Source organism: Aquitalea magnusonii (assembly GCF_002217795.2).
Taxonomy (GTDB): Bacteria; Pseudomonadota; Gammaproteobacteria; order Burkholderiales; family Chromobacteriaceae; genus Aquitalea; species Aquitalea magnusonii_B.
On sequence record NZ_AP018823.1, the window covers coordinates 4,101,823 to 4,121,277 of the forward strand.

Sequence of the window (19,455 nt, forward strand, 5' to 3'; positions counted from 1 at the left end):
GAAAATAACAAGTATTTCTTGTCTTGCAGTGCAAGTATTTGGCTTTCGCCAAGCACTCACACCTATCGGTTATTCTGTTTTTTAAAGAGCGGTGCAGGTCGCTGCGTTTCGTTTCCGTCGCTGCGTTGTCTGCTGAGGAGGCGAACTATACGCCCGCAGCCTAACCTCGTCAACACCTTATTTTCAAAATATGCGTTGTTTTTACAGATTTCATCGCAGAGCATTGATTTAAAAAAGAATAAAAACCGAAACAAATTGAATGTCGATGTTGATACCCCGTCATTTACTGGCCACCACCGGGATTTCCCGGCAGGAAAATCGTGCCGGATGGTCAAATCAGCAAATCATTTCGCTGTTTATACGCATTTTTCATTTTTCTGCTTACTGACAACAACCCCTTCTCGATTTCTGGATAGAAAGCGAGGCTCCCTTTCAGGGAAGGGCGGGGGGAAAGGGGAATCGATGGGAAGGCTGCGGAATTAAGTGCTTGGTCGGAAGGCCCGGCGTTGCCGGGTCCAGTACAAGCGCAGCAAATAACATTGTCAGCCGCCTGAACAGCGCCCGGTGGGCGCTGTTGTTTGCGGGAGCAGATAGGGGCTTACAGTACGTAGCGGGCCAAGTCTTCACGCTGGGACAGCATGTCCAGCTTGCCATCCACATAGTGGGCGTCGATCTTGCAGCTGCCACTGCGCGCATCGAAGGAGACTTCTTCCAGCAGTTTCTCCATCACCGTATACAGACGGCGCGCGCCGATGTTTTCGGTTTTTTCGTTCACCTGCCAGGCAATCTCGGCCAGGCGACGAATGCCGGACTCTTCGAATTCCAGCTCCACGCCTTCGGTCGCCAGCAGCGCCTGGTATTGGCGGGTGAGGCAGGCGTCGGTGCTGGTGAGGATTTGCACGAAGTCGTCCACCGACAGCGAGGAGAGTTCTACCCGGATGGGCAGACGGCCTTGCAGTTCCGGAATGAGGTCGGACGGTTTGGATAGCTGGAAGGCGCCGGAGGCGATAAACAGGATGTGGTCGGTCTTGACCATGCCGTATTTGGTGGTGACGGTGGTGCCCTCTACCAGCGGCAGCAGGTCGCGCTGCACGCCGGCGCGGGAGACATCGGCACCCTGCCCTTCCGAGCGGCTGGTGACCTTGTCGATTTCATCGAGGAAGACAATGCCGTTCTGCTCGACGTTCTTCATGGCTTCGGCCTTGAGTTCGTCTTCGTTGACCAGCTTGGCGGCTTCTTCGTCGATCAAGAGCTTGAAAGCTTCGGCTACTTTGAGCTTGCTGGCCTTCTTCTTGCCGGCATTCATGCCCTGGAACATGTTTTGCAGCTGGCTGGAGAAGTCTTCCATGCCCGGCGGAGCAAAAATTTCCATCTTGGACTGCGGCGCAGCCACTTCGATTTCGATTTCCTTGTCGTCCAGCTTGCCTTCACGCAGCATCTTGCGGAATTTCTGCCGGGTGTGGCCGTCTTCGGGCTTGCTGTCTTCGGCCTGCGGTTCGCCAAAGAAACCGGGGGCGCTGCGCGCCGGCGGCAGCAGTACGTCGAGGATGCGGTCTTCGGCGGCATCTTCGGCGCGCACGCGGTTGCGCTTGATGGCGGCGTCGCGGGTTTCCTTGATGGCCACTTCCACCAGGTCGCGGATGATGGTGTCGACGTCGCGGCCGACATAGCCGACTTCGGTGAACTTGGTGGCTTCCACTTTAATGAAGGGCGCACCGGACAGACGGGCCAGACGACGGGCGATTTCGGTCTTGCCGACGCCGGTGGGGCCAATCATCAGGATGTTCTTGGGGGTGATTTCGCTGCGCAGCGGCTCGGCCACTTGCTGGCGACGCCAGCGATTGCGCAGGGCAATGGCAACGGCGCGCTTGGCGGCGTCCTGGCCGATGATGTGCTTGTTGAGTTCGTGAACGATTTCTTGCGGGGTCATTTGCGTCATGACGGTACTCCCGGCCACGTCGGCATGCCTGCGGTGGCCTGTGAATCAATGGGGACGAAGGCTGGGTTTATTGCGCCGCTGGCTGGGCTTCTTCACCCAAGGTTTCGATAAGGTGATTCTGGTTGGTATAGATACAGATGTCGCCGGCGATTTCCAGTGACTTTTTCACCACCACCGCGGGGTCGAGGTCTGTATTCTCAAACAGCGCACGTGCTGCCGACTGGGCAAAGGCCCCGCCCGAGCCAATGGCGGCAATGCCCTGCTCCGGCTCCAGTACGTCGCCATTCCCGGTAATGATGAGAGTGGCGTCCTTGTCGGCCACAATCAGCATGGCTTCCAGTCGGCGCAGCATGCGGTCGGTACGCCAGTCCTTGGCCAGTTCCACCGCGGAGCGCACCAGATGGCCCTGGTGTTTTTCCAGCTTGGCTTCAAAGCGTTCAAACAGGGTGAAGGCATCGGCAGTACCGCCGGCAAACCCTGCCAGCACCTTGCCCTGATACAGGCGGCGAATCTTGCGCGCTGTAGCCTTGATCACGATATTGCCCAGGGTTACCTGACCGTCGCCGCCCAGCGCCACGCGCTCTCCGCGACGCACTGAGACGATGGTGGTTCCGTCAAACTGCTGCATGTTCCGTTCCCGTCTGTTGAATGTGTCTGCGCCATGCAGACGTGCAGTTTGCAATATGCAGGCATTCGGGGGGATTACAAGCCAACCCTTGGCGCGGCATGGTTTGATGTAGCGCAGCGCAAATCACTTCTTAACAATTGCTAATGATAATGGTTTGCATTATCATTCCAGTATGAATCTCAGACTCCAATCTTCTTCGGCTGCGCTGCCTTCTGCTGCTTTCCTGGGAAGTTGCAGCCTGCATGTGCTGGCCCTGCTGCTGATTGCAGGCTGGCTGGCCAGTTCACCTCCGGTTACGCTGCCCAAACTGGCCAGCTTGCCGGCCATGACGCTGGCTGCGCCCAGCGCACCGCCGGCAGCCGCAGCAGCTACGCCACCCAGCCAGCACAAACAACATACGCCAGCCAAGCCGGCAGTGGCACGTCCTGCTGTTGCGCCCACGCCAAAACCGGCAGCCAAACCGGTGGCGCGTACAACAGCCGCCGCGGCCAAACCTGCAGCAGTGACCGAGGCTGCCACCAATGTGAGCGCCACACCTGCCGCACCGGTAGCCGCAACACCCGCCCCGACACCAGCGCCGGTGGTTCACGAGCCGCTATACCGTGGCGGTTATCTGAATAATCCCAAGCCAAGCTATCCGCCACTGTCACTGGAAATGGAAGAAACCGGCACGGTGCGCGTGCGCGTGCAGGTGAGCGCCCAGGGTTTGCCGGTATCCGTGGAGCTGGAACACAGCAGTGGCTTTCCCCGGCTGGACCGTGCAGCGCTAACTGCGGTACGTGGCTGGAAATTCATTCCGGCCAAGCGTGGCGATGAAGCCATTCCTTATACTTTTATTGTTCCTGTCGAATTTTCCCTGAAGAACCCGCATAAACCATGAAGCTACTGACTGTCTTCCAGCAAGGGGACGTTGTTCTGATTACAACGTTCATGATTCTCATTCTCATGTCTGTGGCGACCTGGTCGCTCATCCTGCAGCGTGCAGTACAGACCTATCTCCTACGCCAGGCCAATCGCCAGGCTGAGGCAGCGCTGTGGGATGCCGCCGACTGGAGCGCCGCCGAACAGGCGCTGGCTGGCTCGACGGCACCGATGGCACACATCACCCGCGAAGGTCTGGCCGCCTTGCGCCACCATCAGCAACACGCTGAGCGTTCGCTGGGCAAGGCATGCGACCTGGACGAATTTGTCACCCGTGCCATCCGCAAGGCGCTGGCCCAGGAAAATGCCCGCCAGGAAAGCGGCATGACAATACTGGCCTCGGTGGGTTCGACCGCACCGTTCATCGGCCTGTTTGGCACCGTGTGGGGCATCTATCACGCACTGGTAAACATTGGTGCTGCCGGCCAGGTCAGCATCGCTACCGTGGCCGGACCGATCGGCGAGGCATTGATCGCCACCGCGGCCGGCCTGGCAGCGGCCATTCCTGCCGTACTGGCTTACAACACCTTTACCCGGACGCAGCGGGTGATGTCGCAGCAGCTGGATCATTTTGCCCATGACCTGCACGCTCAATTGCTGACCCAACCGGAGTCCGCCCATGGCGTTCGGTAGTTTCGACAAGGGCCCCGGCGCACCCATGGCCGAAATCAATACCACGCCGCTGGTGGATGTGATGCTGGTGCTGCTGGTGGTGTTCATCATTACCGCACCGCTGCTGACCAATAGCGTGAAGCTGGATCTGCCCCAGGCAGCCGCAGCGGAACATCAGGACAAGCCGGAACAGATCCGCCTGTCCATCAATGCCGCAGGTGAGCTGTTCTGGAACGACCAGCCGGTAAGCAAGGACGCGCTGGCCACACGCTTTGCCGCTGCCGTGCAGTCCAATCCCAAGGTGGAACTGAACCTGCGCGCCGACAAGAGCGTGCGCTACGAACTGGTGGCCACCACGCTGGCATCGGCTCAGCAAAGCGGCATCAGCCGTATCGGTTTTCTGACCGAAGCACCCTAAAAACAGCTTTCCGCTGTTCTGATAACTGGCCATCACGGGGGTGAGCGGCCAGTTGTCTCCCCCTCTGCCTTTGCCTGCTTCCACACATGCTGCCCACACAGCATGCGGGGACGGCTGCGCCACTTTCCGGCATGCGCATTGGCAGTGATCTACCGTGACCGACACACAATAAAAGAGGATTAAATGAAACAAAGCTTGCAGCAATCCCCTCACCTGGCGCAGCGCAAGTTGCCCGCCCGCATGGCGGTGGGCATGCTGGCCGTAGCCCTGAGCCCAAGCCTGGCCCTGGCGGCAGAAACCGGCCAGACGCTGGAGACGGTGACCGTGGAGGGCGAGGCCCCGGTACGCGACACCTACAAGACGGAAACCACCAGCATCGGCAAGACCAAGCAGCAGCTACGTGATATTCCGCAATCCATCACGGTGGTGAACCAGCAACTGATGCAGGATCAGGGTGCCGCCACACTGAAAGATGCACTGCGCAATGTCCCCGGCATCACCTTTGCCGCCGGCGAGGGTGGTCGCAGCGGCGACCAGGTGGTGATTCGCGGCTTCTCCGCCGCCACCGACACCTATCGTGACGGTATGCGCGATATCGGCCAGTACAACCGCGATGCTTTCAACGATGAAAAAGTAGAAGTGCTGAAAGGTGCCAGCTCCATGCTGTTTGGCCGTGGCTCCACCGGCGGCGTGGTGAATCAGGTCAGCAAATCACCCTATCAGGGTAACAAGCTGGAGGGCGACCTCACCATCGGCAGCAACGATTTTCAACGCGTAAGCGCCGACATCAACCAGATGACTGGCGAGCACTCCGCGGTGCGGCTGAACCTGATGGATACCCACGACGGCAGCGATCGCGGTGCCGCCAAGAGTGAACGCTGGGGGATTGCACCGTCGGTGGCCTTCGGCCTGGGCGAGCCCACCACGGTGGTGCTGTCTTATATGCACCAGGAAGAAAACAATGTGCCGGACTACGGCGTGCCGTACAACTCGGCCACGCGCCAGCCCTTGAGCGTGGACCGCAGCAAGTTCTACGGTTTTGACAGCGACTACGAAAAAACCAGCGCAGATATTGTTACCGCCAAAATCACCCATGATTTTGGCAATGGCACCGAGCTGAGCAACCAGTTGCGCTATAACCGCTTCTGGCGTGATGTCAGCCCCACCGCGCCACGCCTGGCCAGCAGCGACACCAGCGCCACCGGCCTGATACGTCGCAGCAAGCCGCTGCGCGACGGTGTGGACCAGTCCGTCAACAACCAGACCGACCTGACCACCCGCTTTGCCACCGGTGACATTCGCCACACCCTGCTGACCGGGCTGGAACTGACTTATGAGCTGTCCGATACCAGCCGTTACACCCTGCGCAATACCCTGCCCACCACCACTATCGGCAACCCGGTATCCTCCACCGCCATTAATACCGCGCGCTATCGCAACAGCAATACCAAGTTTCAGGCCAGCGACATCGCCCTGTATGCCATGGATACCATCGAGCTGAACCGCCAATGGAAGGCAGTGCTGGGGGCGCGCTTCGACCGCTTTGAAGGCGACTACAATGTGCGCAGCTACAATGCCGATGGCAGCCTGAACAGTAACAGCAACAACAGCTACGACCTGTCGCGCACGGATAATGTGTGGAGCTGGCGTAGCGGCCTGATCTGGCAGCCGGACATGGCCCAGTCCTATTACTTCAGCTATGGCACCTCGTTCAACCCCTCTGGCGAAACCTATTCGCTGGACAAGGCCACCGCCAAGGTAGACCCGGAAAAGAACCGCAATATCGAGCTGGGTGCCAAATGGGACTTGCTGGATGGCGATGCCAGCCTGCGTGCCGCGCTGTTCCGCATCGAGAAAACCAATGAACGCAATACCGACCCGGATGACACCACACTGGTCACCCTGTCCGGCAAGCGACACACCAACGGCATTGAACTGGAAGGCAGCGGCCGCCTGACCGAGCGCTGGGAAATCTTTGCCGGTGTCACCTTCATGGATTCCAAGATCGACAAGGCCGCACCGGGGCTGAACAGCACCACCGGCATGATGCCGCGCTATACACCGCGCGCCACCGGCAATATCTGGACTACGTACAAGTTTACCGACCAGATTACCGGCGGCATTGGTGCCACCTATGTGGGCAAGCGCTACGCCACCGAGACCAATGTCAACTACCTGCCAGCCTACACGGTGGCCAATGCCATGCTCAGTTATGAAACCAAGCATTACCGCTTGCAGTTGAATCTGAACAACCTGGGCAACAAGACCTATTACGATGGCGTTTATGGCGGCCATGCCACCGTGGGCACCCCACGCGAAGCACAGCTGACCGTCGGCCTGAAGTACTAAGCCACCCACCCTGCCTGCGCCGCCCTTGCGACAGCGCAGACCGTTGCACCCGGTCACCCCCGCGGCCGGGTGCAACATCCGGATCAATTCATATAAAAGGTATACACACCATGCTGCTGCATATTCCCGACGTACTGACACCGGAAGAACTGGCTCATGGCCGCATGCTGCTGTCCCAGGCCGACTGGGCCGATGGCCGCATTACCGCCGGCACGCAGTCCGCCCAGGTCAAGCGTAATCTGCAACTGCCGCAGCACCTGGACAGCGCCCGCGAACTGCAAGCCATGGTGGAAGCAGCGCTCAAACGCAATGCGCTGTTCTTCTCGGCAGCCCTGCCCAAAACCGTGTTTCCACCGTTGTTCAACTGCTATCAGGGCGGCATGGACTTTGGCAATCATGTGGACAATGCCGTACGTAGCCACCCGTTTGACCAAAGCTGGGTACGCACCGATGTATCCTGCACCCTGTTCTTCAGCCAGCCGGATGAGTACGACGGTGGCGAACTGGTGGTGGAAGATACTTATGGCCTGCACAGCGTAAAGCTGCCGGCTGGCGACATGGTGCTCTACCCCTCCACCAGCCTGCACCGGGTAGAGCCTGTCACCCGCGGTGCCCGCATTGCCTCGTTCTTCTGGACACAGAGCATGATTCGCGATGACAGCAAGCGCAGCCTGTTGTTTGACATGGACATGGCCATTTCACGCCTGCGCCAACAGCATGGCGATACCGCCGAGCTGGTCACGCTGACGGCCAATTATCACAACCTGCTAAGGATGTGGGCGGATTTATAAACAGCCAGTTAGCTTTCTGAATAAAAGGTAAAAAAAGCTGATCGCTATCATGAAATTTGTTTTCGCAACTAAGTAAAGTTCCCAAGAGAACTACTGAATTGACATATCCTCTGCGGATATTTTTGCGGAAACCCACCATGACAAGCCAGACCAGACCACAAAACAGTCGGGAAGTGCAGCTGGAAGACGATGAACTGATTGTCACCAAGACCGATAGCACCGGACACATAACTTATGCCAACCGCGTATTCATGCAGTTGGCCGAATATGCGGAAAGCGAGCTGCTGGGCAAACCGCACAACCTGATCCGCCATCCGGACATGCCGCGTGGCGTCTATCGGCTGATGTGGAAAACCCTGCATGCAGGGCGTGAATTTTTTGGCGTAGTCAAAAACTACACCGCCAGCGGCAATTACTACTGGGTGCTGGCCAATGTCACCCCGGATTACGACAGCAAGAACAAGCTGGAAGGCTATTTCTCCGTACGTCGCCCACCTGGCCGGCGGGCGGTGGAAACCGTGATACCCATTTATGCACGCATGTGCCAACTGGAAAGCACACTCAGCAAGGCTACCGCCCCGGATGCTTCCATGGAATGGCTACTGGCCGAGCTGGCCAAGCAGGGCCATAGCTATGAAAGCTTCGTACTCTCCTTGCTTGATCCCAATCTTTCCACCGGGAAATCCGCATAATGGCCCGCCGCTCACACTCCCCCTTCCTGCGTACCCGCCTTGGTTTCTGGCTGATCGGCTTTAACACCCTCACCATTTGTACCGTGCTGGCCTCACTGCTGCTGCCAGATAGCTGGCGACTGGCGGTAGAGGTGTTCCTGCTGCTGCTGTCACTCTTGCTGTCGGCCATGGTGTGGCTGGGCAGTGGTCGCATCTTCACCGTACTCAACACCCTGCACGAACAACTGGGCTATGCCTGCGAAGGCGAGCTGCACCACCGTGCCTCGCGCACCCGCGATATGGGCGAAGTGGGCCTGGTTGCCTGGGAGCTGAACGATTTCCTGGACCTGGTGGAAACCTATTTCAAGGAAATCAACACCAGCTTCCGTCGCGTCAGCGACAACGACTACAGCAGACGACCGCTCAGCCAGGGCCTGCCGGGCATGTTTGCCGAATCGCTGCGTAATGTGGACAGCGCCATTCAGGCCATGGCCGACAATGACGGCTATATCCGCAAGAATCGTCTGTCATCCCAGCTAGCGGCACTGAACAACCCGCATCTGCGCCAGAACCTGGCCAGCAACCAAAGCGACCTGACCCAGATCAGCACCGCCATGGACCAAGTCTCCAGCATTACCCGTGACACGGCCAGCGCCTCGCGCGAAAGCCTGGACAGCGCCGTGCTGCTATCCGGCCACATGGACACGATTGCCGGCAGCGTGGTGAGCATGAACGAAGCCAGCAGCGCCCTGGCACAGGAATGGACCGGCATCGAATCCTCGCTGGCCGCCATTTCCGCCATTGCCGACCAAACCAATCTGCTGGCCTTGAATGCCGCCATCGAGGCAGCACGCGCAGGGGAAATGGGCCGCGGCTTTGCCGTGGTGGCCGATGAAGTACGCAAGCTGGCCGAGCGCAGCAAGGATACCGCCCACCGCGTACAGTCGGTGCTGGGCAATCTTTCCAGCCGGATCAACGACATGCATGTCCGGGCAGGAGAAGCAGGTGCGGTGGCGGCAGAAGTCAAGGCATCGGTGGAAACCTTCCGCAATCGCTTTGCCACTCTGGCCGAACAATCGGACACCGTGCTGGCGCAAGTACAACGCGTGCGCGACATGTCGCAAGTTTCCTTACAGAAAGTTGGCCATGTCATGCACAAGCAGATGGCCTACCACGCCATCGAGGAAGGTGCGGCCATTGCCCAGGGCAGCCATCTCACGCTCTGGCGGCAAGAGGAAGGCCGCAACAGCTTTGGAGCCACCCGCGCCTTGGGCCAGCTTGCTGCTTGCGATGAGAAAGTGGATGGCAGTATCGCAAATGCCATTGCCGCAGCCGCCAACAGGGAAGCGCTGGACGAGGAAGCCATCGTCCGCCACATGCGCGCCATGGAGCAGGACAGCGCCGAGGTCCTGCATCTGCTGGACCGGATGGTGGAAGAAAAGCACGCCACGCCAAGCGTCGGCTGATTTTCTGTTTCAGCCGCACGCACGCCGCAGCGCCCGACCGTTGGTCGGGCTTTTTTACGCCCTCCCGCTGCCAAAGCATTCCCATCGCACCAGGCAGTCACAACGCAGGTGAGTCAGGTGGCCCAAGCCTGTAAGTCCGGCAGGTCATGGCCAGTCGCGAAAACCCGCTCCCCTGCGCCTGACCGGGCCAACTTACGGTGGCCTGCGCGCAGGCAGCCTCACTGCGCGCGCTGAGCACGCCACCCTCCCGTCAGTCCAGGCCGACCCTAATCATCCCCCGCACCATGCAGTCACCCTGCACGCTTGCCTGCCCTGCAACAGCCCGTGCAAGCTGCGCGGATAGTAAATTCAATTTATTACGTAAATTAAACATGTATATCATTAAATAAATTACATTTTGATGTTTGATTGATTTTTACATACAAAAAGTACCGTCATTTTCATCTTGCAAAACACTGCAACCCATTCATGTACCGCACCCGATCTCAGCCACCCAGCATCAGGCATGGCAAAAAATGGCTTGCACATCACACCACCCGGCGCATGCAAACCATGCCCACATACCGCACACATCATGAATGGCGACAGCACATGGCCATACCGGCCAGCAGGGCGGTAAGCCGATACGGCGCATAGCCGGCCTGTTCAGCATGTTGCTGGCCAATGGCATGCGGAAGGTCAAACCAGATGAGGGGCAGCTAAAACGCGGGATTAGCCTGTTGAAAAGACCGGCGGAGGGAAGGGAAAAGCCAAGCAGCAGAGCATGCCAGCCAGCATGGCTGTTTGGCTTGGCAACCACCACAGCCAAGGCAAGAACGGGCCTTCACGTGTTCTTACCGTTGACTAGGTAATTGCCACAATTCGACTCATGGCAAATGCATGTAAAACTGCGGAATGGAAGCAGAGCGTGCCACATGCAAACCAGCACGAAAACGGGACGGGCGAGGACAATGAAACATCTTTTCGGCGCACTACTGGGCGGTGTCACCGCGGCGGCATTTGCCCACCGCATGCTCAGTGGCACCACCAGCCGGCTGGTGATTGATGTCGGCTCAAGCGAAGAATTCAGCACCGAGCACATTCCCGGTGCCCGTTCACTGCCACTGGAGCAGTTGGAACAGCAGGTGGCCAGCACCATTCCAGATCCTGCCACACCACTTACCCTGTATTGCCGCACCGGTGAAAAAGCACGACTGGCGGCAGAGCGCTTGCGCAGCCTGGGCTACACCCACATCGAAAGTGTCAGCGGCATGCGCGAGGCCATGCAAAAGCTGCACCAGTTGCTGTAATCAACAACCAGTTTGGCTTATTCCGCCGGCGCAAAACCGAAGCTGGCCAGTTCCGCCGCATCCAGATAGCGCCACTGTCCTTCATCCAGATCGCCCAACAGCACAGTACCAAGCGACAGGCGGTGCAAATCCAGCACCCGGTTCCCCGCGGCCGCCACCATACGCTTTACCTGATGATATTTGCCCTGGGTGATGGTCATGCGGATGGTGATTTCATCCATCACTTCCACGTGGTCCGCCGCAATCTTCTCGTTGTCATCCTTGAGAAAAACCCCGGCAAGCAGATGCCGCACCAAGCCATCGGCCACCGGATGCTTGAGCGTGACTTCATAGCATTTGGCTACATGGCGCTTGGGGGAACTGAGCGCATGCACAAACTGGCCGTCATTGGTCAGCAGCAGCAGGCCGGTGGTATCCACGTCCAGTCGCCCAACGGCGGTGATGCCCAGATTGGCAAACTGCCAGGGCAGCAAGGTATATACACTGGGGTGATGCATGGGTTTGTGCGAGGTTTCGTAGCCATCGGGCTTGTGCAGCATCACGTAGATTGGCCCGGTCTGCAGTTCCCACGGTTCGCCATCCACCACCAGTTCGTCAATCTCTGCCGGGGTCCAATCCTGGCGGTAATCTTCAGCGACTGCGCCGTTGATTTCCACCAGACCGTATTCCACCATCTTGCGGCATTCCTTGCGACTGCCGAAGCCCTGCTGTTGCAATAGTCTGTAGAGTTCCATGACGAAATGTTAGCACGCCCCCCGGCAGCCAGCATGGCAACCTCGGGCTGATGACCCTGCCTGCCGGCTTGCCTATGATGAAGCCACCTCCACTCCATCTGCCCGCAGGGACTGCCTGATGACTTATCCACGCCTGGCCCTGCGCGGCCTTGCCACCATCCGCCACCAGCGCCTGCGTCTGCTGCGCGCCCTGACAACCAGCACCTTGCTGTTTATGCCGGCGGTACTGATTGCCATCAGCGCGCAGCCGGCGGGCTGGATTTTCCCCTTCACCCTGACGGCAGCCTATTCCATGATGATCGTGCTGCTGGCCGGACGCTTGCAGCTGGCGTCCGTGGCCGGGCTGCCGGTCATGCAGTGGCTGGGCCATGCCAGTGGCAGCCAGGGGTGGCTGATGCTGCCGCTGCTGGCTGGCATGCTGCTGCTCATGGCGATATCCGCCCGGCGTGGCCTGCACAAGGGGATGCAGTTCTGGGTATTCTGCCTGTTACTGAGCAATATGATGCCGCCACAGGGCCTGCCCGCCAGCCAGCACGCCTTGCTGTCTGTCGCCGGGGCGCTATACGGGCTGCTGCTGGGCCGCTGGGGGCTGCGAGGCTGGCAGCGGGTGCTGCCTGGCGCATCCCCGGCAGACACCCGCCGCTATGCCTGGCATCTGGTGCTGGGTGGGTGCCTGGCCTGGCTGGTGGCCACCCGCATGCATCTGCCGCATACCTGGTGGTTGCCGGTGCTGGTGGTTGGCATCATCGACCCCTCGCCCCAGCGCATGATCTGGCTCTTGAAAGAGAGAGTCTACGGCACGCTGTTTGGTGGTGTGCTGGCTGCGGCACTGGCCTGGTGGCAGCCTGCACCAGCCATCCACATGCTCATCCTGTGCCTGTCCCTCACCACGGCCCTGATGCTGATGCAGCGCAGCTTCCGCTGGTTTATTGCCGGTCTCACCCTGCTGGTGCTGTCCGCCATGCCGGTAACACAGGTGGAGCATGGCGTGGTGGAACGGGTGGCCGACACCATGCTGGTGGGGGTACTGCTAGGCAGCCTGGCCTGGTGGCTGGAGATCGGCGTCAAACACCTGCATGTTCAGGATCAGGACAGGGCGGGTTGACCGGAATGGGCCAGGCATACCTGATCGCGCCCGAGGGCTTTGGCCTGATACAAGGCAGCATCGGCAGCATGGATCAGGCTTTCCGGATCTTCCCCATGCAGCGGGCAAACCGACAGCCCCACTGACAAGGTGATGTGCAAGCAATGTTCGCCGGCCTGGATAGGCAGTTGGCGCACCGCCTCACAAAGCTGCCAGGCTTTCTCGCTGGCCGCTTCCAGTGCAATGCCCGGCATCAGGATGCAGAACTCTTCACCGCCGTAGCGGCATACCACGTCGCCACTGCGGAAGCGATCACGCAGAAAACCCCCCAGTGCTGCCAGTACCGCATCGCCGCACTGGTGGCCGTACCGGTCATTGATGCGCTTGAAATGGTCGGCATCCAGCATCAGCACAGCCACCGTTCCGTTCAGTGCCAGCATGTGCGCCAACAAACGTGGCAGGATTTCGTCCAGATAGCGGCGGTTGAACAAGCCGGTAAGCGGGTCGCGCCGGACCTGCTCACGCAAGCCGACATGCAATGATTCGATTTCAGCCACATGTTGGCGCAGGGCATCGTTGGCCTCATGCAAGCTGCGCTCCAGGCGTTTACGTTCGCTGATGTCATTGATGCCACTGATGACATACAGGGCCTGGTCGCTATGCACGACCGAACAGGACACCAGCGCCCAGAACTGTCGCCCCTCGGCATCGTGCAGCTTGACCTCATGGTCGCGCACCGCGCCATGAGCATGCAGCAGCTGGGAAACCTGCTTGCGTGCCTCTTGATCGACGTAAAAGTCCTGTACCTGCTGCTGCGTGTCCAGCCGGCACTTGAACAGGCTTTCCGCCTGGGCATTGGCATAAATCAGCGCCCCGCCATCCAGATTGTTCATCACCATGGGAAAGGGCGAGGCATCTGCCATCAGCTTGAGGCGGGCCTCGCTTTGCGCCAGTTGCCGGGTACGCTCCACCACCTTGGCCTCCAGCGTCTGATTGGCCCGACGCAGCCAGTCTTCGGCAAAGCGCCGCTCTGCCACCAGCGCACCAAACACCAGCAAGGTCAGCGACTGCACCAGCAGCAACATGCCGGCAGCAGCAATGCCGCTGTAACCCGCGTCCTGATAGGCAAGGCCGTTATGCAACAGCACGCCGACAAAGGCCAGCAGCACGATCACACCATGCAGGCAGTAGGCCAGTGCCAGCCGGCAGCGGAAGACAACCCACATCAAGGCGATGCAGGACAGCGGCCACAAGGCGGCTGCCACACCATGGCGGAAGTCGGCGATGATGAACTCCACCACCGCCAGACCCAGGGTGATCCAGGTCAGCAATGCACTTTCCAGCCAGCGCGCGGGATTGCTGCTGGAACGTGCCGGGGCATCCAGCAACAGGAACAACATGGGCGGCGTCAGCACCAGAATGCCGTTTACCTCGCCCAGCCAACGCGAAAACAAGGCATTCCAGCGCGAGGCATCAGCAGGCAACAGGCTGTAGTCCAGTACCAGATGTGCCAGCAGCGTACTCAGCACGGTATTGGCCAGCACCCCGCACCACAGAAACAACAGCACGCGGGACAGGCGGTAGAACGGCGGGGTGTGTTGCAGGCGGGAACGTAGAAAACCTGCCGCCAGCAGGGGAGCAAGCGTCTGCACCACAGCCAGTGCCAGCGCACGCGCAGGATCGTGCAGCAGCAGCATGGCATTTGCCAGGGAAAAGCCCAGCAGCAAGCCCGCCGCGCAACGCCAGCCTTGAGCCACAGCAAGGGCCAGCGCCAGGCCAGCGGGCAGGTACAAGGGGAGCGCCAGCCCGCCGAACTCCACCGAGTGCGGTAACTGCATGGTCAATAGCTGCAGCAGCCACAACAGCAATGCAGGCAACAAGATTTGCGCCAGCTGTGCCAGCCACGGCCTCACTGATTTGCCAGATATGAACACGGCCACTCCCCATGAAACCGAGACAATGCAAGCGGAACCTTGTGTCACGGCATGGGCAGCAAGAATAGCCAAGACATCGGGATAAATCCACGGAATCGTTCAGTGCGCCGGTTGCCTGTGGTACTGATCGAACAGCTTGCACGCCCGGCATTGCCCGGAACAAAGCAAATACCTTGGCTTCCCATCCCCCCGCGCAACCGGCATAGCACCCTGCGCCAGCCTCCACGCACCACAAAACGGCACGCATGGCCTGCAAATACCGCGCGGGGAGACCGGGTGAACCCAGCAGCATAAGCTGTCAGATGCAGATTTCTATACGGTTGCGGCCGCGCTCCTTGGCGGTATACAGCGCCTGATCGGCACGCTGCAAGGTGCAGTCCAGCGTAGTATCCGCCTCGCCCAGCATGCTCACACCGATACTGACAGTGACCCACGCCCCGGCGGGAAGACTGGCCTGCCGACATTCACTTTGCAACAAGTCCTGTATTCGGGCCACGACCAGCAGGGCATCATGCAGGGCGGTTTCCGGCAGCAGGATGCCAAACTCCTCGCCACCCAGCCGGCCCGCAACGTCACTTTCCCGGATCCCTTTCTCCAAAACCCGGCCAACCAGTTGCAGCAGCAAGTCTCCCGTGTGGTGTCCGTAGCAGTCATTCACATGCTTGAAATGGTCCAGATCCAGCATCACCACGCACAGTGGAGTGCGTTGGCGGCGGGCCAGATTCAGGTATTTGTTACCCACGTCGGCAAACATGCGCCGGTTGAACAAGCCGGTGAGTTCATCGGTCACTGCCTGCAAATACAAGGATTCGTGCAGGCTACGCCACTGCGTGACATCGCGCTCGATCGCCACAAAGTGGCTGACTGTACCGTCATTATCCAACAACGGCATGATGCTCAGCTCCACCCAGTATGCCTGACCTGATTTGTGATAATTAAGCAGCTGCAAACAGATGGGTCTGACTTCCTCCAGCGCCTTGCGGATGTTCTGCAGCGTGCCTCTATCGGTTTGCGGACCTTGCAAGAAGCGCGGGCTGCGGCCCACGATTTCGCCCCTGTCATAGCCGCACAATCTGCTGAAGGCGTGGTTGACGTAGACAATTCTTGGGCCGGGTTCATCAAGCGGCTGCACCTCAGTCACCACGATGGCATCGTTGGCATGTTCTACGATAAGGCGGAAATCCCGCTGCTTGAGCACCATCTGGTCGCTCCTGGTCTCGAATTGAGCTGCTGAAACTAAGAAATAGAAACCGGAGGCCAACAATACAAGTTCACCTGACCCTTGGGCCAAGTCAAATCATTGCGGCTATCTTGCTGATTCAGTTAGCAATTATTTATATGATGTTCATAATATAAAAATAACCGCATCAATCAGGAAACCGGCATGCGTTATGACAAACAACATAAAAGTGCCATTCGCCAGCGCATTCTGGACATGGCGACCTTACGCTTTCGCTCTGAGGGGATTGCCGCAGTAGGCATTGCCAACCTGATGGCGGACCTTGGCCTGACCCACGGCGGCTTTTACTGGCACTTCAAGGACAAGGAAGATCTGGTGGCCCAGGTGTGCCGGCAGGCAATGGAAAAAACCTGTGAACAATGGCAACAGCAGCTTAGGCAAGCCAAGGCCGGCCAGCAGCGCCAAGCCGTGGCCCAGCATTACTTGAGCATCCAGCACCGCGATTTTCCCGATACCGGCTGTGTGGCGGCAGCACTGGCAGGGGAGCTGAGCCGACGCACAGCGCAGGCGCGGCAAGCCTTCACCAGCGGTGTGCAACAGCAGTTGGACATCCTGGGCAAGGCCGCCATCCAGGATGACGGCGACCAGGTCGCCAACCCGCTGACGCCAGCAGTTCAGTTCAGCCTGATGGTGGGTGCCTTGCTGCTGTCACGGGCGGTGACGGATGGTGATCTGTCGATGCAACTGCTGCAGGAGGCGGAAGCCATGATTGCCCATCACTCGCCCTCTGACGGCAATTGAGGGCTGCGCAGGCAAGCCTGGCGGGTTTCCCGCACCATGCGGTCAAACTCGCCGCTGCGTTGCAAGGCCTGCAGGCCACGGTTGAAGCGGGCAATCAGCTCGGCACCATGTGGGTGCTTGCGCCAGATCACCACATGCATGGGGGCCATCCAGAAAGGCTGGCTGTGCTCTAGCTGGCGCGACTCGCGCGGCGGAAAATGACGCGACAGCAGAAACTGCCCGACTTCTTCCTCGATGGGAAACAGATCAATCCGCCTGGCCAACAACTTGCGGAAATTGCTGAGGTCATCCGCAACGCCATCGGTCTTCAGGATGCCTTGCCGGGCCAGCCGGTCAAATTCGTCCGAATAGTAATTGCCGATAGTCACGCCGATGCGCAAACCGGCCAAATCCGCCAGTTGCGTCCAGCGTACGGCATTGGCCTTGCGCTGGAAAAACACCATGCGCGCCGCCATCACCGGTCGGCTGTACAACAAGTCTTGCAGGCGATCCGGGCTGGGCGCCCAGCCCAGGCTGCCATCCACCATGCCATTGCGGGCGGACTGCAAACTCCGGTTGTTGGGCAAGAAGCGATAGCTGACCGTGACCTTGCTGTGGGCAAAAGCCGCCGTCACCACGCGAGACAGGATGCCGTAATCGGGCAGATCGCCACCAATATAAGGCGGCCAGTCATCCGAACCCAGTACGATGGCCATCTGCCCCTGCCACGACGGGGAAGTGCGCTGCGCGTGGGCAGGTACTGCCCAGGCCAGCATGATGTGCAGCAATGCATATCCAAGGAACCGCCGCCATGTCCGGCCGGCATGGTTCATCAGCCAATGCCTCATGCCCTGCTCCGTATCACGAATCGTTAGCCACTGACGCCAATGCGCCAGACTTCCCCACGGCAGGCCCGACCTGATGACGTTGTATTGTGAATGTGAATCATTGTCGGGGCACGCAGGTCCGAGCATACGATCCGCTGCCGGCAGCAGCAAGTCTGCGCCGTTGCAGACTTGCTGGCTGGCGCAGAATCAGCGCTTGGCGGGAGACAACAATGCCGACACCTGGCGTGCCGGCTGGCTGCGACGCTGCTGTTGCTGGCCGCTGGCAGGCTTGGCGGCTTGTGGCTGACGTGCGCCCTGCGGCTGGGCGGCCGCCGGCTGACGCGGTGCTGCCGGTTTGCTGCGCGGCGTGTTGCCAGCCGGGCTGCGATGGCCGTGGCCGGTGGGCTTGGCTTGCTGCTCGTGACGCGGTTTGCCGGCACCCTGGCCCTGGCGCGCGCCCTGGCCTTGACGGCCACCACCGCCCTGGCCGCGACCACGGCCACTGTTGCCGCCCATCGGGATGGGTTCCGGCTTCACGTTCAGGTCGGCCTCGAAGCCGGGTACGGTAAAGCGGGCAATGGATTGCTTGGTCAGCTTTTCGATGTCGCGCAGGAAGCTGAACTCATCCACACACACCAGCGATACCGCTTCGCCGGGACTGCCGGCACGGCCGGTACGGCCGATGCGGTGTACGTAGTCTTCCGGCACATTCGGCAGTTCAAAGTTGACCACGTGCGGCAGTTGGTCGATATCCAGGCCGCGGGCGGCGATATCGGTGGCCACCAGCACTTGCAGGGTGGAGTTCTTGAAGTCGGCCAGTGCGCGGGTACGGGCGTTCTGGCTCTTGTTGCCGTGAATGGCCGCCGCCGGAATGCCGATCTTGTCCAGTTTTTCCGCCAGACGGTTGGCACCGTGCTTGGTACGGGTGAACACCAGCACCTGATACCAGTTGTGATCGCGGATCAGCTTGATCAGCAGATCGGTCTTCTTGTCGCGGTCTACCAGATGCACGCGCTGGTCCACCAGCTCGTTGGTGGTATTGCGGCGCGCCACTTCCACCAGCTTGGGCTGATCCAGCAGCTTGTCGGCCAGCGTCTTGATTTCGTCGGAAAAAGTGGCGGAGAACAGCAGGTTCTGCCGCTTGGCCGGCAGCAGCGCCAGTACCTTGCGGATATCGTGGATGAAGCCCATGTCCAGCATGCGGTCGGCCTCGTCCAGTACCAGGATTTCCACCGCCGACAAATCCAGCGTGCGCTGGCTGACATGGTCGAGCAGACGGCCCGGCGTGGCTACCAGAATGTCCACCGGCTTGCGCAGCGCGGCAATCTGCGGATTGATGCCGACACCGCCAAACATCACCATGGATTTGAGCGGCAGGTATTTGCCGTATTCGCGGACCGACTCCTCCACCTGGGCGGCCAGTTCACGCGTGGGGGTCAGCACCAGCGCGCGCGGTTTGCCCGCCTGACGCGACGGTTTGCCCATCAGCAATTGCAGCAAAGGCAGAGTAAAGCCGGCGGTCTTGCCGGTACCGGTTTGCGCGGCGGCCAGCAAATCGCCGCCTTTGAGCACCTGCGGAATGGCCTGCGCCTGGATGGGAGTGGGGACGGTGTAACCGGTATCGGCCACGGCACGCAACAAATCCTGGGCCAGGCCAAGGTCAGCAAAGGTAATTTCGGACATACTGCACTCCTGCGACTGCCTGATCGCAGTAAGCGACACCAATCTAGGCTGACGGAAAACGGTTGAAATAGATGCGGCCAGCCCCGGGATGGGACCTGCATTGTGCGCCGATTGGCAAGACGCGAAAGCGGGCGAGTTTACAGACAATT

17 protein-coding genes are annotated in these 19,455 nt (G+C 59.7%); 10 read left to right on the forward strand and 7 right to left on the reverse strand.

Features of this window, described 5'->3' with window-relative positions:
* Positions 1–598: 598 nt before the first annotated feature.
* Complete coding sequence (hslU, locus tag DLM_RS19215; protein ID WP_045848449.1) at positions 599–1,939, reverse strand: ATP-dependent protease ATPase subunit HslU; 1,341 nt, start codon at positions 1,937–1,939, stop codon at positions 599–601.
* Between the two features lie 67 nt (positions 1,940–2,006).
* Positions 2,007–2,567, reverse strand: coding sequence for an ATP-dependent protease subunit HslV (gene hslV / locus DLM_RS19220; protein WP_089082316.1), 561 nt, complete (start codon positions 2,565–2,567; stop codon positions 2,007–2,009).
* 172 nt (positions 2,568–2,739) lie between these two features.
* Between hslV and DLM_RS23915 the strand changes: the two genes are divergently transcribed.
* From DLM_RS23915 to DLM_RS19265, 8 genes are all read left to right on the forward strand, one after another.
* The gene (locus DLM_RS23915; RefSeq protein ID WP_089082317.1) at positions 2,740–3,447 is read left to right on the forward strand and encodes an energy transducer TonB; all 708 of its coding nucleotides are present in this window, start codon (positions 2,740–2,742) and stop codon (positions 3,445–3,447) included.
* A gap of 65 nt (positions 3,448–3,512) precedes the next feature.
* Positions 3,513–4,121, forward strand: a complete 609-nt coding sequence (locus DLM_RS19230; RefSeq protein WP_231959908.1) for a MotA/TolQ/ExbB proton channel family protein — start codon at positions 3,513–3,515, stop codon at positions 4,119–4,121.
* Entirely contained in the window at positions 4,108–4,518 is a 411-nt protein-coding gene (locus DLM_RS19235; RefSeq protein WP_089082319.1) for an ExbD/TolR family protein, read from the forward strand. The genes DLM_RS19230 and DLM_RS19235 overlap by 14 nt, the downstream gene beginning before the upstream one ends.
* A 183-nt stretch (positions 4,519–4,701) precedes the next feature.
* A complete protein-coding gene (locus DLM_RS19240; RefSeq protein ID WP_089082320.1) occupies positions 4,702–6,867 on the forward strand; it encodes a TonB-dependent receptor in 2,166 nt (721 codons plus the stop codon).
* 110 nt (positions 6,868–6,977) lie between these two features.
* Positions 6,978–7,658: a Fe2+-dependent dioxygenase gene (locus tag DLM_RS19245; protein WP_089082321.1), complete on the forward strand. Its 681-nt coding sequence runs from the start codon at positions 6,978–6,980 to the stop codon at positions 7,656–7,658.
* 137 nt (positions 7,659–7,795) lie between these two features.
* Entirely contained in the window at positions 7,796–8,350 is a 555-nt protein-coding gene (locus DLM_RS19250; protein ID WP_089082322.1) for a PAS domain-containing protein, read from the forward strand.
* Positions 8,350–9,795, forward strand: coding sequence for a methyl-accepting chemotaxis protein (locus DLM_RS23920; RefSeq protein ID WP_089082323.1), 1,446 nt, complete (start codon positions 8,350–8,352; stop codon positions 9,793–9,795). The genes DLM_RS19250 and DLM_RS23920 overlap by 1 nt, the downstream gene beginning before the upstream one ends.
* A gap of 950 nt (positions 9,796–10,745) precedes the next feature.
* On the forward strand, positions 10,746–11,084 hold the full coding sequence (locus DLM_RS19265; RefSeq protein WP_167467170.1) for a rhodanese-like domain-containing protein: 339 nt from the start codon (positions 10,746–10,748) through the stop codon (positions 11,082–11,084).
* Positions 11,085–11,101: 17 nt separating this feature from the next.
* Here DLM_RS19265 and DLM_RS19270 read toward each other — a convergent pair whose 3' ends face one another.
* Positions 11,102–11,818 (reverse strand): pseudouridine synthase, encoded by a 717-nt coding sequence (locus DLM_RS19270; protein WP_089082326.1) that lies wholly within the window; start codon positions 11,816–11,818, stop codon positions 11,102–11,104.
* A 118-nt stretch (positions 11,819–11,936) separates the two neighbouring features.
* Here DLM_RS19270 and DLM_RS19275 point away from each other — a divergent pair, with 118 nt between their 5' ends.
* On the forward strand, positions 11,937–12,923 hold the full coding sequence (locus DLM_RS19275) for an FUSC family protein (protein ID WP_089082327.1): 987 nt from the start codon (positions 11,937–11,939) through the stop codon (positions 12,921–12,923).
* Here DLM_RS19275 and DLM_RS19280 read toward each other — a convergent pair.
* Together DLM_RS19280 and DLM_RS19285 are read right to left on the reverse strand one after the other, a co-directional pair.
* Positions 12,905–14,782, reverse strand: a complete 1,878-nt coding sequence (locus DLM_RS19280; protein WP_145985897.1) for a sensor domain-containing diguanylate cyclase — start codon at positions 14,780–14,782, stop codon at positions 12,905–12,907. The two genes, DLM_RS19275 and DLM_RS19280, sit on opposite strands and share 19 nt — an antisense overlap.
* A gap of 352 nt (positions 14,783–15,134) precedes the next feature.
* Positions 15,135–16,037 carry a GGDEF domain-containing protein gene (locus DLM_RS19285; RefSeq protein WP_089082329.1) on the reverse strand — a complete coding sequence of 301 codons (903 nt, stop codon included), beginning with the start codon at positions 16,035–16,037 and terminating at the stop codon, positions 15,135–15,137.
* Positions 16,038–16,220: 183 nt separating this feature from the next.
* Between DLM_RS19285 and DLM_RS19290 the strand changes: the two genes are divergently transcribed.
* Positions 16,221–16,817 (forward strand): TetR/AcrR family transcriptional regulator, encoded by a 597-nt coding sequence (locus tag DLM_RS19290; RefSeq protein WP_089082330.1) that lies wholly within the window; start codon positions 16,221–16,223, stop codon positions 16,815–16,817.
* Here DLM_RS19290 and DLM_RS19295 read toward each other — a convergent pair.
* Positions 16,793–17,584, reverse strand: coding sequence for a substrate-binding periplasmic protein (locus DLM_RS19295; RefSeq protein WP_197715453.1), 792 nt, complete (start codon positions 17,582–17,584; stop codon positions 16,793–16,795). The genes DLM_RS19290 and DLM_RS19295 overlap by 25 nt on opposite strands.
* Positions 17,585–17,830: 246 nt before the next feature.
* Positions 17,831–19,306, reverse strand: a complete 1,476-nt coding sequence (locus tag DLM_RS19300; protein WP_197715454.1) for a DEAD/DEAH box helicase — start codon at positions 19,304–19,306, stop codon at positions 17,831–17,833.
* Between the last annotated feature and the right edge of the window lie 149 nt (positions 19,307–19,455).

What these genes read in the sequence shown, in the direction of transcription:
- hslU (WP_045848449.1), bottom strand. Translation starts at nt 1,939, where the DNA reads ATGACGCAAATGACCCCGCAAGAAATCGTTCACGAACTCAACAAGCAC.
- hslV (WP_089082316.1), bottom strand. Translation starts at nt 2,567, where the DNA reads ATGCAGCAGTTTGACGGAACCACCATCGTCTCAGTGCGTCGCGGAGAG.
- DLM_RS23915 (WP_089082317.1), top strand. Translation starts at nt 2,740, where the DNA reads ATGAATCTCAGACTCCAATCTTCTTCGGCTGCGCTGCCTTCTGCTGCT.
- DLM_RS19230 (WP_231959908.1), top strand. Translation starts at nt 3,513, where the DNA reads ATGTCTGTGGCGACCTGGTCGCTCATCCTGCAGCGTGCAGTACAGACC.
- DLM_RS19235 (WP_089082319.1), top strand. Translation starts at nt 4,108, where the DNA reads ATGGCGTTCGGTAGTTTCGACAAGGGCCCCGGCGCACCCATGGCCGAA.
- DLM_RS19240 (WP_089082320.1), top strand. Translation starts at nt 4,702, where the DNA reads ATGAAACAAAGCTTGCAGCAATCCCCTCACCTGGCGCAGCGCAAGTTG.
- DLM_RS19245 (WP_089082321.1), top strand. Translation starts at nt 6,978, where the DNA reads ATGCTGCTGCATATTCCCGACGTACTGACACCGGAAGAACTGGCTCAT.
- DLM_RS19250 (WP_089082322.1), top strand. Translation starts at nt 7,796, where the DNA reads ATGACAAGCCAGACCAGACCACAAAACAGTCGGGAAGTGCAGCTGGAA.
- DLM_RS23920 (WP_089082323.1), top strand. Translation starts at nt 8,350, where the DNA reads ATGGCCCGCCGCTCACACTCCCCCTTCCTGCGTACCCGCCTTGGTTTC.
- DLM_RS19265 (WP_167467170.1), top strand. Translation starts at nt 10,746, where the DNA reads ATGAAACATCTTTTCGGCGCACTACTGGGCGGTGTCACCGCGGCGGCA.
- DLM_RS19270 (WP_089082326.1), bottom strand. Translation starts at nt 11,818, where the DNA reads ATGGAACTCTACAGACTATTGCAACAGCAGGGCTTCGGCAGTCGCAAG.
- DLM_RS19275 (WP_089082327.1), top strand. Translation starts at nt 11,937, where the DNA reads ATGACTTATCCACGCCTGGCCCTGCGCGGCCTTGCCACCATCCGCCAC.
- DLM_RS19285 (WP_089082329.1), bottom strand. Translation starts at nt 16,037, where the DNA reads ATGGTGCTCAAGCAGCGGGATTTCCGCCTTATCGTAGAACATGCCAAC.
- DLM_RS19290 (WP_089082330.1), top strand. Translation starts at nt 16,221, where the DNA reads ATGCGTTATGACAAACAACATAAAAGTGCCATTCGCCAGCGCATTCTG.
- DLM_RS19300 (WP_197715454.1), bottom strand. Translation starts at nt 19,306, where the DNA reads ATGTCCGAAATTACCTTTGCTGACCTTGGCCTGGCCCAGGATTTGTTG.